General features: G+C 64.4%; 12 protein-coding genes. 2 read left to right on the forward strand and 10 right to left on the reverse strand.

The features are described from left to right. The 10 genes from serS to V6M52_RS06595 form a co-directional block, all read right to left on the reverse strand. The gene (serS, locus tag V6M52_RS06550) at nucleotides 1-1,332 is read right to left on the reverse strand and encodes a serine--tRNA ligase (protein ID WP_332700475.1); all 1,332 of its coding nucleotides are present in this window, start codon (nucleotides 1,330-1,332) and stop codon (nucleotides 1-3) included. Between the two features lie 205 nt (nucleotides 1,333-1,537). Beyond that, entirely contained in the window at nucleotides 1,538-2,356 is an 819-nt protein-coding gene (gene tatC / locus V6M52_RS06555; protein WP_332700476.1) for a twin-arginine translocase subunit TatC, read from the reverse strand. A 3-nt stretch (nucleotides 2,357-2,359) separates the two neighbouring features. Further along, entirely contained in the window at nucleotides 2,360-3,076 is a 717-nt protein-coding gene (tatB, locus tag V6M52_RS06560; protein ID WP_332700477.1) for a Sec-independent protein translocase protein TatB, read from the reverse strand. Between the two features lie 44 nt (nucleotides 3,077-3,120). After that, nucleotides 3,121-3,330, reverse strand: a complete 210-nt coding sequence (tatA, locus tag V6M52_RS06565) for a twin-arginine translocase TatA/TatE family subunit (protein ID WP_332685943.1) — start codon at nucleotides 3,328-3,330, stop codon at nucleotides 3,121-3,123. A gap of 60 nt (nucleotides 3,331-3,390) precedes the next feature. Beyond that, a complete protein-coding gene (locus V6M52_RS06570) occupies nucleotides 3,391-4,488 on the reverse strand; it encodes an ABC transporter ATP-binding protein (RefSeq protein WP_332700478.1) in 1,098 nt (365 codons plus the stop codon). After that, nucleotides 4,488-5,141, reverse strand: a complete 654-nt coding sequence (scpB, locus tag V6M52_RS06575; RefSeq protein ID WP_332685939.1) for an SMC-Scp complex subunit ScpB — start codon at nucleotides 5,139-5,141, stop codon at nucleotides 4,488-4,490. The genes V6M52_RS06570 and scpB overlap by 1 nt, the downstream gene beginning before the upstream one ends. Next, nucleotides 5,138-5,926 carry a segregation and condensation protein A gene (locus V6M52_RS06580; RefSeq protein ID WP_332685945.1) on the reverse strand — a complete coding sequence of 263 codons (789 nt, stop codon included), beginning with the start codon at nucleotides 5,924-5,926 and terminating at the stop codon, nucleotides 5,138-5,140. Before V6M52_RS06580 ends, scpB begins: the two co-directional genes overlap by 4 nt. Before the next feature lie 119 nt (nucleotides 5,927-6,045). Then, the gene (locus tag V6M52_RS06585) at nucleotides 6,046-8,286 is read right to left on the reverse strand and encodes an SPOR domain-containing protein (RefSeq protein ID WP_332700479.1); all 2,241 of its coding nucleotides are present in this window, start codon (nucleotides 8,284-8,286) and stop codon (nucleotides 6,046-6,048) included. An 80-nt stretch (nucleotides 8,287-8,366) separates the two neighbouring features. Further along, nucleotides 8,367-10,112 (reverse strand): arginine--tRNA ligase, encoded by a 1,746-nt coding sequence (gene argS, locus V6M52_RS06590; RefSeq protein ID WP_332700480.1) that lies wholly within the window; start codon nucleotides 10,110-10,112, stop codon nucleotides 8,367-8,369. A 30-nt stretch (nucleotides 10,113-10,142) separates the two neighbouring features. Next, nucleotides 10,143-11,360: a deoxyguanosinetriphosphate triphosphohydrolase gene (locus V6M52_RS06595; RefSeq protein WP_332700481.1), complete on the reverse strand. Its 1,218-nt coding sequence runs from the start codon at nucleotides 11,358-11,360 to the stop codon at nucleotides 10,143-10,145. Between the two features lie 63 nt (nucleotides 11,361-11,423). Between V6M52_RS06595 and erpA the strand changes: the two genes are divergently transcribed. Both erpA and V6M52_RS06605 read left to right on the forward strand, forming a co-directional pair. Beyond that, entirely contained in the window at nucleotides 11,424-11,774 is a 351-nt protein-coding gene (gene erpA, locus V6M52_RS06600; RefSeq protein WP_332692987.1) for an iron-sulfur cluster insertion protein ErpA, read from the forward strand. A gap of 58 nt (nucleotides 11,775-11,832) precedes the next feature. After that, entirely contained in the window at nucleotides 11,833-12,945 is a 1,113-nt protein-coding gene (locus V6M52_RS06605) for a serine hydrolase domain-containing protein (protein ID WP_332700482.1), read from the forward strand. Nucleotides 12,946-12,954 lie beyond the last annotated feature (9 nt).

The raw sequence follows: 12,954 nt of genomic DNA on the forward strand, positions 1-12,954 counted from the left end.
TCAACGGCCGCCGATGGACTTGAGGCCGCCCATATAGGGCTGGAGCACGTCGGGCACGAGGACGGAGCCGTCTTCCTGCTGGTAGTTTTCCATCACGGCGATCAGGCACCGGCCGACGGCCGTGCCGGAGCCATTGAGCGTGTGGACGAAACGCGGCGCCTGTTTCTCGCCGGATGGCCTATACCGCGCATCCATCCGTCGGGCCTGGAAATCGCCGCAGACCGAGACCGAGGAGATTTCGCGATAGGTGTCCTGGCCGGGCAGCCAGACTTCGAGGTCATAGGTCTTCTTGGCGCCGAAGCCGATATCGCCAGTGCAGAGGTTCATGACCCGGTAGTGGAGGCCAAGGCGCTGCAGCACGGTCTCGGCACAGGTCAGCATGCGCTCGTGTTCGTCCACCGAGGTCTCAGGCGTGTTGATCGACACCATCTCGACCTTGTTGAACTGGTGCTGGCGCAGCATGCCGCGGGTGTCGCGACCGGCAGAGCCAGCCTCGGAACGGAAGCAGGGCGTGAGAGCGGTGAGGCGGAGGGGGAGTTCTTCCTCCGCGAGGATGGATTCGCGGACAAAGTTGGTCAGCGGCACCTCGGCCGTCGGGATGAGAGCCAGCCGGCTCTCGCCGTGCGGGGTGAAGAACAGATCTTCCTCGAACTTCGGCAATTGGTTGGTGCCGAATAAGGCATCGTCCTTCACCAGCAGCGGGGGCTGGACTTCGGTGTAGCTATGCTCGGTCGTGTGCAGATCCAGCATGAACTGGCCAAGCGCACGTTCGAGCCGGGCCACCTGCCCTTTCAGCACGACGAAGCGGCTGCCGGAGAGTTTGGCGGCAATCTCGAAATCCATGTCGCCGCGCGCCGCAACGTCGATCTCGTAGTGCTCTTTTGGAGCAAACGAAAAGCTGGGCTTGGGGGCGCGGGCCTTGGCGGCGATGGCGGGCGAGCCGTTGGGGCCGAAATATTCGACATTGCCGCTTTCGTCGGTGCCGTCGGGCACGTCTTCGAAGACGAGGTTGGGAATGACCGAGAGGGCGTTGCGCAGTTCGAGCTCGATTGCGCGCTCGTCGGCTTCGCCCTGCGGAATGGATTCCTTTAGACGGGCAACTTCGGCCATCAGCTCAGCGGCCTTGGCATCGTCCTTCTGCGCCTTGGCCTGGCCGATCTGCTTGGACAGCGCGTTGCGCTTTTCCTGGGCGTCGTTCAGCCGGGCAATAATGTCGCGGCGCCGGTCATCGATAGCGAGCAGATCGGACGAGCGGACGGAGACGCCCTTGCGCCGCGAAACGGCAGCATCGAAGGCTTCGGCGTTGGCTCTGATCCACTTGATATCGAACATCGGTGCTACGGGTTGCTGCCCGCCTCTCTGGTTGGTTGTGCACGCTTGTCTAAGGTCGATGGCGGAACGCCGCAATCCCAAACCCACCGGGTCATTCCGGCGAAGGCCGGAATCCATCCTGAGGTATTCCCACGCCAACGGCACGCTGATCCATCTCAGGATGGACCTCGGCCTTCGCCGGGGTGACACCGTGGGCGGGGAAAACCTAGTCGGATGATGAGCGGGAGAGTTCGGCTTCCTGCGCCGCCAGGGCGGCTGCACGACGGCGCTCAACCATCCGTACGGACATGATCGAGAGTTCGTAGAGCAGGTACATGGGCACAGCAAGGCCGATCTGGGAGATCGGATCGGGCGGCGTGATGAAGGCCGCAAAGATCAGGATGCCGACAATGGCGTAGCGGCGGCCCTTCTTGAGCAGGTCGACATGCACGAGATCGATCTGGGCCAGCAGGGTCAGGATGACGGGCAGCTGGAAGCAGATGCCGAAGGCCAGGATCAGCAGCATGGCGAGGCCAAGATATTCGCTGACGCTGGTCAGCATCTCGATGTCTTCGGTCTGCATCCCGGCAAAAAAGCTCAGCGCCATGGGCAGAACGACGAAATAGACCAGGGCTGCGCCGGCAACAAAGAAAACCGGCGTCGCCACGAGATAGGGGATGAAGGCCTTGCGCTCGTGCTTGTAGAGGCCGGGCGCCACAAACATGTAGATCTGGCTGGCGATCATCGGGAAGCCGAGGAAGATGGCGCCGAACAGCGCCACGTTCAGATAGGTGAAGAACAGTTCCTGCGGCGCGGTGAAGATCAGGTTCGCGCCCGGCACCGAGTTCTTGTAGGGGATCAGCAGCCAATCATAGATCGTGCTGGCGAAGATGAAGCAGAAGGCCATGAGCACGACGATAGTGACCGCCGAATAGATCAGGCGCTTGCGCAGCTCGACCAGATGCTCGAGCAATGGCGCTTCGCTGCCGGCGAGTTCATCCTCGGGCGCTTTGCTCTTGTCTTCGATCTGCTTGGCGTCGGCCATGGTCTATGCGTTCCCGGCTTTCGCGGTGGTGGTCTTGCGCGGCTGGCGCGCACGCGGCGTCTTGGTTGCCGGCGAATCCGCCGGCTCGGTCGGCAGCGCGGGCACCGGCTTCTCGCTGACAACCTTGGGCGTACTTGGCTTGCGGGCGGGCCTGGCGACCGTCTGTGCCTCGGCGGGTGCCGGCACGGCCTCAATCGGCGCAAGCTCGGTCGTGACGACTGGACGGGTCGGAGCGGCCTTGGCCTTTACCGGCGCCTTCTTGACCGTAACCTTCGAGGCGGGCGCCGGCTTGGCGGCTTTCGATGCCGTGGGCGCTGGGCCCGCCGGCTTGAAGCCGGATTCGGCGGCGATCTGGTCGGCCGTCTTGGGCGGGATCATGCCGGCCTTCGCCTTGATCTCGTCGACCACGCTCTCTGCATTGGGATCGGTCGGCTTGATGACGCCACTCGGCTTGGGGCCGGTGGGCGTCATGGCGTTGAATTCCTTGCGGATCTCGTCGGTGGTCTTCTTGAGCGGCGCGGTGATCGAGCTGCGCAGGTTGCGCACCTCGTCCAGCCCGGTCGACTTGTTGATCTCGCGCTGGAAATCATTGCCCATGCGCCTGATCTGCCCGGCCACCTTGCCGATGCGGTTCATCACCACCGGCAAGTCCTTCGGCCCGATGACGATCAGCGCGACAACGCCGATCACCAGCATCTCTGTCCAGCCCAAGCCGAGCATAGTCCTATTCCTTCAAAGCAGCAGCACGGCCGGAAAAGGCGTCCTTAGACGTCCTTCTTCTCTGGCTCGCGGACTTCGGCATCAGCAGTGGTCGTGACGCGGTCCACCGGCTTGTCGTCGTCCTTCATGCCCTTCTGGAAGGCTTTGATACCCGAGGCGACTTCACCCATCATGCCGGAAATCTTGCCGCGACCAAACAGCAGGATCACGACGACGGCGACAACGAGAATGCCCCAAATTCCTGGCGCGTGCATTTTGATCTCCCTAATATTCTTCAGAACGCGTTACACGCGAAAGATAGGCCAGAAATAGGTTCAATCGCGTGCAAACACAAGAACGTGTTCCCGATTGAGCGTCACGAAGACATCTTGCCCCACGCTCAGACCCGCGTCGGACGGCTGACGCAGGCCGAGAGGCAGATCGAGCCCTTCGACGCTCACCTCGCAGATGTCGATGCCGATGGCGTCACGCTTGCCAACGATGCGGCCGGGCGTCCCTGGCCCCAGGATGGCCATGCGCGCGCCGCCCGCCGGGCGGATGGCAATTGTCACCGCCGTGCCGTCGGCAAGGCCGGGGGTGGCAACCAGGCCCAGTGGCGTTGGCGCGTGTCCGTTCGTGACCACGCTCTCGATTTCGCTCAGGGGCGAAAAGAAGCGCGCAGCGCTTAGATCGATCGGCTGACGGTAGATTTCCGCCGCCGTGCCGATCTGGGCGATGCGGCCATGCCGGAGCAAAGCCACGCGATCGCCGAGCACCATCGCCTCTTCAGGGTCGTGGGTGACGATGAGGCTGGTGACGTGGGTTTCGCGCAGCACGGCCAGCGTTTCTTCGCGTACGGTTTCGCGCAGGCGGGCATCAAGGCTGGAGAATGGCTCATCGAGGAGCAGCACGCCGGGACGCGGCGCGACGCTGCGGGCCAGGGCCAGGCGCTGCTGCTGCCCGCCCGAAAGCATATGCGGGTAATCTTCCTCGCGGTCGCCCAGGCCAACGCGGCGCAAGGCGGCGCGCGCCTGCCCAAGGGCAGCCTCGCGACCGAGCCTGCGCAGACCGAACAGCACATTTTGCAGCACGGTAAGGTGCGGAAACAGAGCAAAATCCTGGAACATCAAGCCGATGCCCCGACGGTCCGGCGGCGTATTGAGGCCGGGCGCGGAGACGGCGGTGCCGTTGATGCGTACGGCGCCGCCATGCACCGGCTGGATACCAGCGGCGACCCGAAGGGCAGTGGATTTGCCCGAGCCCGATTCCCCGAGCAGGCAGACGATCTCGCCGGGCTTGAGGGTCAGGCTGAAATGGTCGAGCACCACCCTGCCCCCAAGCTTGACCTCCACGGCATCGAATTCGAGCGTGGCGGCGAAGCTGACGCCGGCGGTGCCGCGCAAGCCCCAGCCAGCGCTGGATGTATCAGTCATCAGTCCTGATCCTCGTCGCTGCCGAGGTCGTCGGGTTCGAGCGGGTCTTCGTCGTCGCGCAGGGCGCCGTCGAAGGGCAGCGGAATCTGCATATTGGGCGGTAAACGGCCCGAAAGCAGGCCGGAGCCCTTGAGTTCGTCGAGGCCCGGCAGATCGCCGAGGCTTTCGAGCCCGAAGTGATCGAGGAAGGCCTCGGTGGTGCCATAGGTCACGGGGCGGCCCGGCGTGCGGCGGCGGCCGCGCATGCGGATCCAGCCGGCTTCCATCAGCAGATCGATGGTGCCCTTGCCGGTGGCGACGCCGCGCACTTCCTCGATCTCGGCGCGAGTGGAGGGCTGGTGATAGGCGATGATCGAGAGGGTTTCCAGGGCTGCCCGGGAGAGCGGACGGGTCTCCTGCTCCTCACGGCGCAGCAGGAAACCAAGGTCTTCAGCGGTACGAAACGCCCATTTGTCGCCGCGTTGCACCAGGTTGACGCCGCGGTCGGCGTAGCGCTGCTGCAGAGTGGCAAGCAATTCGACCACGCTAACCCCTTCGCCCAAATAGGATAGCATCTGGTTGGCCGAAAGCGGCTCAGATGACGCGAACAGGAGAGCCTCCAAAATACGCAGGTGGCGTTCGGCAACCTCACCGTGCTCGTCGGGATCAATCACTGCTGGTCGCCCTTGCGGCGCCGCATCAGGAGGGGGCCAAAGGTTTCGGTCTGGCGGATATCGATCTGGCCCTGACGGACCAGTTCGAGGCTCGAGGCAAAGCTCGAGGCGCGGATGGTAGCGCGTTCGCTCGGGCTGGCCAGATACTCGGCCAGATAGAGATCCATCGGTATCCAGTCGAAACTGTCGCCTATCAGGCGCTGGAGGATATCGCGGGCATCCTGCAGCGACCAGACGGTGCGCTGGATGGGCGAATAGTCGGTGGAAATGCCCCGTTCGCGCTGGGTGGAATAGGCCTTGAGCAGGTCGTAGAGCGTGGCTTCCCAATGGTTCCTGCGGTTAACTTCGATCGGCTCGGGCATGCCGCGGGCGTAGATCTGGAAGCCCAGCCGGGGCCGGTTCATCAACTGGCTGGCGGCACGGCGCATGGCCTCCAGCCGCTTGAGACGAAATTGCAGCATGGCCGCCAGCATCTCGCCGGACGGCTCGTCGTCGGATGGAGCCTGGGGCACCATGAGGCGGCTTTTGAGATAGGCCAGCCAGGCGGCCATCACCAGGTAGTCGGCGGCGACTTCAATGCGCTTCTCGCGCACCGTCTCGATGAAGGCCAGATATTGTTCGGCCAGGGCGAGGACGGAAATGGCGGCCAGATCGACCTTCTGCCGGCGGGCCAGATCGAGCAACAGGTCGAGCGGACCCTCATAGCCGTTGACATCGACATACATGACGTCTTCGGCCACGGGCTGCACGGGCGTGTCAAACCAGTCGGTCTGGGCAGTCGTCATGAAATCAGCGCCGCACTGCAGGAATGTCGCGCCATCCTTGGCCGCTGGGTCGCGACGCGTCAAGCGCCCAGCCGAGGGGAATGGCGATGTGCACCGGTCCCTTGCGGACCGATGCTGATTTACATGGTGAAGCAGTCGCCGCCGGCCGCTTTAACGTTGGTGCAGATGTTGTTGGCGTCCTGCAGGGAATTGGCAGGCACGCGGACGCGGTAATAGATACCCCGTTCGCCCAGATCGACGCGCTGGACTTCCAGATTGGCGCCGCCGAAGAGCGGACCGAAGCGGGTTACCATGGCCTGAGCGGACCGGCGGGCCTCTTCCTCGCTGCGCTGGGAGGCGAGCTGGACATAGGCCGGCGCGTTGTTGGGGAGAGCATCAACCTCAACCGCCTGGGGCACCGCAGTGGGCGTCTGAGGAGCGGCCGGCGTCTGGGCAGGTGCGGCGGGTGTGGCCAGACCACCAAGCGTGTTGTTGGCGGGTGGCGGCGGCAACACATTGCCGCCAGAAGCCGGCGGACTCACCACAGCATTCACCGGCGAGGTCGGCGCGGCGGCGGAAATGCCCGGACCGACCAGGCCGGCCGGCCTGGTCATCGGGATGATGGTGGTCTTGCCGGCCAGCGGATTGCCCGCGACGTCCACCGCCGGAACCGTGGCGCCGGGCGTTACCGGGCTCACCGCGACTGCTGGTTCGGGCGATGCGGCTGCTTCCGGGGCGGCCGGAGTCGTGACGGTGGCTTCTGGCTCGACGCTGGCGAGCAGTTCCGGGCTCGCGGTTTCTGCACCCGGCACGGCCGGTACATTGGGACGATCAACGGGCAGTATGGTACTGCCGGCGACGCTGTCGTCCCCGCTGACGATGGTGCCATCCGGACGGACGGTGACGGTCCGCACCTTGCGGTTGGCCAGGCCCTCTTCACTCAGATCGGTGACCGGGGGAATCTGGGTGACCTCGTTGACATCGGCCTGATCGCGCGACACGAGCTGTTCTTCGGCACCCGGGACCACGCCGTCGATCTCGTTGAACACGACTGACTGCGGCGCAGCGGCTGCTTCAGGCTGGACGGCTGGCGTTTCCTTGACCGGGCCGGCATCGGCGCTGAGGAGCGGCGCGGGACCGGACTCGCGCCCCAGGCCAAGCACCCAATAGAGGCCAAAGCCGGCAGCCAGCAGCAGCGTTACTGCCACCAATGGGCCGGCAAAGGCGCGGGTCATGCCAAGGGCACGGGGGGCCCGCCGACGGGGTGCGGCGGTCGTTTCGGTATCGGTTACTTCGGGCGCTTCCACCCAGCCGATCTGCACACCCGTGGCCTGGGCGGCGGCCAGAATGGCTTCGTCAGCGCCGGAGAAGGCGCGGGACGCAGGTTCTGCGGTATCCGAGGGCGTGGGAACGGTCGGCGTCGCAAGGCTGCGCAGCGCAGGACTTGGTGCCGGCCTGGCTTCTTCCGCGACGGTCGGTCCTGCCGGACGATCGAGTTCGACCCGCATCGCACTGCCAATAAGGCTCTCGATCTCGTCGATCGGATCGCGGCCCACGTCGTCGTCCTCGGAGTCCGTAGTGGGGGCCGGATGAGTGGATATAGTCGGCGGCGTCTGGCGCCAGCCGAAGGTCGACGCGACCTGCGCCGGTGTGGGGATCGGCACATTTGTGCTGGGCGCGACGGCTCGGTCAAGCGAGGAGGCCGGTTGTGAAGCCAGGCCGAAGACCGGGGCCACCTTGAAGCGATCCTGGTCAGCGCCTGTAGTGGGCTGCAGGTGGGGCGAGCGCAAGCCTGGACGCAACGGGCTTTCCGGCGCGCTGGTAGCGACGGAGGGGTCAGCCGCAGGCTGCGAGGCCGGCAGCACTTCTGCGGCTGTGGCGGGAATCGGAGACGGCTCGAGGGGCGTTTCGCTCACCGGTTGCGACTCAACCGACAACTCAGCGGCAATCAGGTCGGCAATGCTGTCGTGATCTGCCGGGACAACGGACGTGTCTGGCAGCACGTCCACGGGAGCTGGCGCCGCAGCGGCACCTGTTGACGGCGCCTCGGCGGATGTCGACCTCGAGGCATTCAGGTCAAAATCAAAATGAAAAGGCTCGGGCGCCTCGGGGACCGGAGCGGGTTGTGCGGGCTCCGAAGCGCGCTCGGCTGGCTCGGGAGGCACGTCGCTGGCAGCGGCGGCTGACGAGCGCTCGAAGTCAAAGCGGGGTGCCGGCGCGGCGGGGGCGTCGCCGCCCGGGATGCGAACGGGCACGACAGGACGTGGCGGCTGGGCCGGACGATCGCCCTGTGCGTCCTGCGCCATGAGCTTTGCCAATTCGGCGATCAGATCGTCAGAGGCGTCGGATTGTCCGGCCATCGGCTGCGGTTTCGCTGTCATAAAGCAGCGCCCTCTCGGTTACGACTACGGTGCCCAAGTAAGAGCATTGTACCGCGAGTCATCACAGTATTGCGCCCGAATTATGAAAGCTCCTCGGGTGCGGAGACGCCCAGAATTGCTAGTGCGTTGGCGATGACCTGGCGTACGGCATCCACCAGCGCGAGTCGCGCCAAAGTCAGCTTTGGGTCGTCAAAGTTAACAAATCGTAACTGCGGGTCATCCTTGCCCTTGGCCCAGAAGCCGTGGAGGGCCGCCGCGAGCTCGTGAACATAGAAGGCAATGCGGTGCGGTTCATGCGCAACGGCCGCCGCGGTGACGGTCCGCGGCCAGGCTGCCAGCACCCGGACCAGATCAAGTTCGGCTGCTGTAACGATGCGCTCGATCTCGGCATTGGCCAGTGCGGAAGGCGAAACATCGAGCGTCGGCAGGTCACGCGCCGCGGTCTTGAAGATCGAATGGGTGCGGGCATAGGCGTACTGGACGTAGAAGACCGGATTGTCCTTGGTCTGCTCCTTGACCAGGGCAAAGTCAAAATCCATCGCCGCGTCATTGCGCCGGTACATCAGCATGAAGCGCGTCGCGTCGGCACCCACTTCCTCGACGACATCGGCCAGCGTCACCAGATCGCCGGAGCGCTTGGACATCTTGAACGGCTCGCCGTTCTTGAGCAGGCGAACGAGCTGGCAGATCCGCACGTCCATATCCGCTGCGTTGAGCGAGACAGCCTTGGTAGCCGCCTGCAGGCGCTTGACGTAGCCCGAGTGGTCGGCGCCCAGCACGTTGATCATGTGCTTGAAGCCGCGCAGGAACTTGTTGCGGTGATAGGCGATATCAGCAGCGAAATAGGTGTAGGAGCCATCGGACTTGACCAGTGGCCGATCGATGTCGTCGCCGAAATCGGTGGCGCGGAACAGCGTCTGCTCGCGATCCTCCCATTCCTCGGGCGTCTTGCCTTTGGGGGCCTCCAGCCGGCCCTCATAGACCATGCCCTTTTCGCGCAGCCAGGCGAGGGTGGTTTCGATGTCGCCCCCTGCCCCATGCAGCGTGCGCTCGGAGAAGAACACCTGGTGGTGGATGTTGAGCCGCGCCAGATCCTGCTTGATCAGTTCCATCATGGCGGCCAGCGCCGCTTCGCGGGCGATGAGGACGGCCTCTTCCTCGGGCTTGTCCAGCAAGGTGCGACCGTATTCGGTCGCAAGCGCCTGGCCAACGGGGATGAGGTAATCACCCGGATAGAAGCCGGACGGAATTTCGATGGCCTCACCCAGGGCCTCACGATAACGCAGGAAAGCCGACCGGCCGAGCGTGATGGTCTGCCCGCCGGTGTCGTTGATGTAGTATTCCCGCGTTACCTCATAGCCGGAATAGGCCATGAGCGCCGCCAGCGTGTCGCCGAAGACGGCGCCGCGGGTGTGGCCGACATGCATTGGGCCGGTGGGGTTGGCCGAGACATACTCGATATTGACCCGCTCGCCCTGCCCCAGCGCGGAACGACCATAGTCGGCGCCCTGCTGGGCAATGGAGCGCAGCACCTGGTGCCAGATGGGGGCTTCGAGCCGGAAATTGATGAAGCCGGGGCCGGCAACGTCTACCGAATGCACATCCTCGTCGTGCCGGAAGTGCTCGACCAGGGCTGCGGCCACGTCGCGCGGGTTCTTGCCGAGGGGCTTGGCGACGATCATCGCGGCATTGGTGGAGAGGTCACCATGGGTCGCATCGCGCGGCGGCTCGACCACGATGCGGGCGAGTAGATCGGCGCCGACTTCGGGGTAGAGAACCTGCATCGCATTGGCGATGCGCGCGGAAAACAGTGCAAAGACGTCCATGATATACCTGAAGGCTAAGGTGCGCCGGGGTTAACGGAATTCCGGGCGAGCGTCAAACAGCCGGGCATATTCGTCGAGAGCGTAGGGATCGGTCATGCCGGCGATGAAGTCGGCGACGATGCGGGCGAGCTGGCGGTCGTCGCTCGCGGCCCTGGCATAGCCGCCCCAGCGGCCGGGAAGATCGCGCGTCGCCATGTAGCGCGCGAACAGGTCATGCACCACAGCTTCGCTGCGGCGCACCGGGGCCATGACCGTCTCGTGCCGATAGACGCGTTCGAACAGGAATGCCTTGAGCCCGCGTTCGCCTGCTGCCGCCGCCGAGGAGAAGCTCACCAGTGTCCTGCCGGCGTCGCGCACATCTTCTGCTGAGGTGGCGCCCGAGGCGGCGATATTGGCCGAGGTGGTGGCGATGACATCCTCGATGGTGCGAGTGATAAGCCGGCGCTGCACTTCATGCGCCTGCCGCTTGGGGGCGACGCCGGGATAGAGCGCAAGCACCTCACGCACGATGGGACCGGCCAGCGGGACGCCGACCATATCGTCCAGTGTGATGAGGCCGGCACGCAGGGCGTCGTCGATGTCGTGTGCGTTATAGGCTACGTCATCGGCAATGGCAGCGGTCTGGGCTTCCAGCGAGGCATGGCTGGCAAGGCGCAGGTCCGCGACGGCAGGAATATCGTTCAGGCCGGCGGGAAGGCCCTCGTCTGCGTACTTGCCGTAGGGCGTGCCATCAGGATTGGTCAGTGGACCATTGTGCTTGAGGATGCCTTCGAGCGTTTCCCAGGTGAGATTGAGCCCGTCATGCTCGGCATAGCGGTTTTCGAGACGCGTCACGACGCGCATGGCCTGGATGTTGTGATCGAAGCCCCCATAGGGCTCCATGCAGGCATGTAGCGCCCGCTCGCCGGCATGGCCAAAAGGGGTGTGGCCCAGATCATGGCTAAGGGCGACGGCCTCGGCCAGGTCTTCGTCGAGCCGCAAGGCGCGGGCCATGGAGCGGGCCATCTGGCTGACTTCGAGCGTATGGGTCAGCCGATTGCGGAAGTGATTGCCATCGTGATGCAGGAATACCTGCGTCTTGTGCTGCAGGCGGCGGAAGGCCGTGGAGTGGATAATCCGGTCACGGTCGCGCTGGAACTCGGAGCGCGTCGGGCTCGGCCCGGTGCCGTGAAGACGCCCCAGGGAGAGTTCGGGTTTGCTGGCGTAGGGAGCGGTTTCGCTCATCGGTGATGACAAGGCCCTTTTCATTCTCGGCAAGAGTTACTATTTTAGCCTGACCGTTATGACATTACGAACGGCACGGATTCCCAGATGACCGATACCGCCCTCGCTCCCACCGAAGTCGTTCTCACCGATCGCGCTGCCAAGCGCGTCTCCCGTATCCTGGCCAAGGAGCCGGATGGAACGGTGTTGCGCATCTCGGTCGCCGGCGGCGGCTGCTCCGGATTTCAGTATGAATACAATCTCGTACAGGAAAAACCTGCCAGCGACGACATCGTTCTCTCCAAGGGCGACGCCGTGGTGTTGATCGATTCGATGAGCCTGGAATTCATGGGCGGGGCCGAGATCGACTATGTCGACGACCTGATCGGGCAATCGTTCCAGATCCGCAACCCCAATGCGGTCGCGTCCTGCGGCTGCGGGACAAGCTTCGCCGTCTGACAAACGCCGGTTGCTGAATCGGTGCCGGATTTGCATAGTCCCGGCCGAGGGAGCAACTATGTCCAATTCTGTCGACCGCGTCATCGATGACGCCATAAGCAACAAATCCATCGTCGGTGCGGAGATAATCGCCAGTAGAGGTGGCGAAATCGTCTATCGGCGCGCGGCGGGTCATTTCGACCGCGAAGCCGGCATTGAGATGCCGCAGGACGCCATCTATCGGCTGGCCTCGGTTACCAAGCCCATCGTCGCGACAACGGCCCTGGCCATGGCGGACCAAGGGCTGCTTAAGCTCAGCGACCGGGTTGACCGCTACCTGCCCTATTTCCAACCCAGATTGCCCGATGGCAGCCTCGCCGGGATCACCCTGTCGCACCTGCTGAACCACACGGCAGGGCTGAGCTACGGCTATCCAGATGACACGACCATCACCACCGGAATGCAGGACACCAATCTTGGGCACGAGGAGAACCTGACCCGGATTGCGCGGCAGCCCCTGCTGTTTGCGCCGGGAACCGGGTGGAACTACTCGGTAGCCATCGACGTGCTGGGGGCCGCATTGGCGGCAATCCACGGCGGCACACTGGGCGAAGCGGCGGAGACTCACGTAACTGGTCCGCTGGGGATGCGCGACACCGGATTCGGCGTTTCCGATCCGGCACGGCTGGCGCCAGCCTATGCCGATGGCTCGCCTGAACCGGTCCGCATGGCGGACCACCAGACGATAGTCAACGAGCATGGCGAGACGACGATATTCTCGCCGGTGCGCGTCTGGAATCCCAAGGCTTTCCAATCCGGCGGCGCCGGCATGGTGGGCACCGCTGTCGATATCCTGACATTGCTTGAAGCGCTGCGTACCGGCGGTGGTGGCGTGGTTTCGGCCGATACAGTCGCCGCGGCCATGCGCAATCAGGTCGGCTCGTTGCCACGCGAAGATGCCGGACTGCGGTTTGGCTATCTCGGCGCCGTGGTGGATGACCCAGCTGCGGCCAACACGCCGGAAGCCCCGGGGACGGTCAATTGGGGTGGGGTATATGGCCATTCATGGCTGGTGGACCCGACCAACGAACTGGTAATGGTCTCGATGAGCAACACTGCGCAGGAAGGCTGCCTGGGGATGTTTCCGCGCAACGTGCGGAACGCCATCTATGCGGATTTCCGGCCCGGTTGAGCATCGGCA

Source organism: Devosia sp., from assembly GCF_036676215.1.
Taxonomy (GTDB): domain Bacteria; phylum Pseudomonadota; class Alphaproteobacteria; order Rhizobiales; family Devosiaceae; genus Devosia.

Coding starts and splice junctions, on each gene's coding strand:
- V6M52_RS06595 (WP_332700481.1), bottom strand. CDS start 11,360: ATGAAAAGGGCCTTGTCATCACCGATGAGCGAAACCGCTCCCTACGCC.
- serS (WP_332700475.1), bottom strand. CDS start 1,332: ATGTTCGATATCAAGTGGATCAGAGCCAACGCCGAAGCCTTCGATGCT.
- V6M52_RS06580 (WP_332685945.1), bottom strand. CDS start 5,926: ATGACGACTGCCCAGACCGACTGGTTTGACACGCCCGTGCAGCCCGTG.
- V6M52_RS06585 (WP_332700479.1), bottom strand. CDS start 8,286: ATGACAGCGAAACCGCAGCCGATGGCCGGACAATCCGACGCCTCTGAC.
- tatC (WP_332700476.1), bottom strand. CDS start 2,356: ATGGCCGACGCCAAGCAGATCGAAGACAAGAGCAAAGCGCCCGAGGAT.
- V6M52_RS06570 (WP_332700478.1), bottom strand. CDS start 4,488: ATGACTGATACATCCAGCGCTGGCTGGGGCTTGCGCGGCACCGCCGGC.
- tatA (WP_332685943.1), bottom strand. CDS start 3,330: ATGCACGCGCCAGGAATTTGGGGCATTCTCGTTGTCGCCGTCGTCGTG.
- V6M52_RS06605 (WP_332700482.1), top strand. CDS start 11,833: ATGTCCAATTCTGTCGACCGCGTCATCGATGACGCCATAAGCAACAAA.
- erpA (WP_332692987.1), top strand. CDS start 11,424: ATGACCGATACCGCCCTCGCTCCCACCGAAGTCGTTCTCACCGATCGC.
- argS (WP_332700480.1), bottom strand. CDS start 10,112: ATGGACGTCTTTGCACTGTTTTCCGCGCGCATCGCCAATGCGATGCAG.
- tatB (WP_332700477.1), bottom strand. CDS start 3,076: ATGCTCGGCTTGGGCTGGACAGAGATGCTGGTGATCGGCGTTGTCGCG.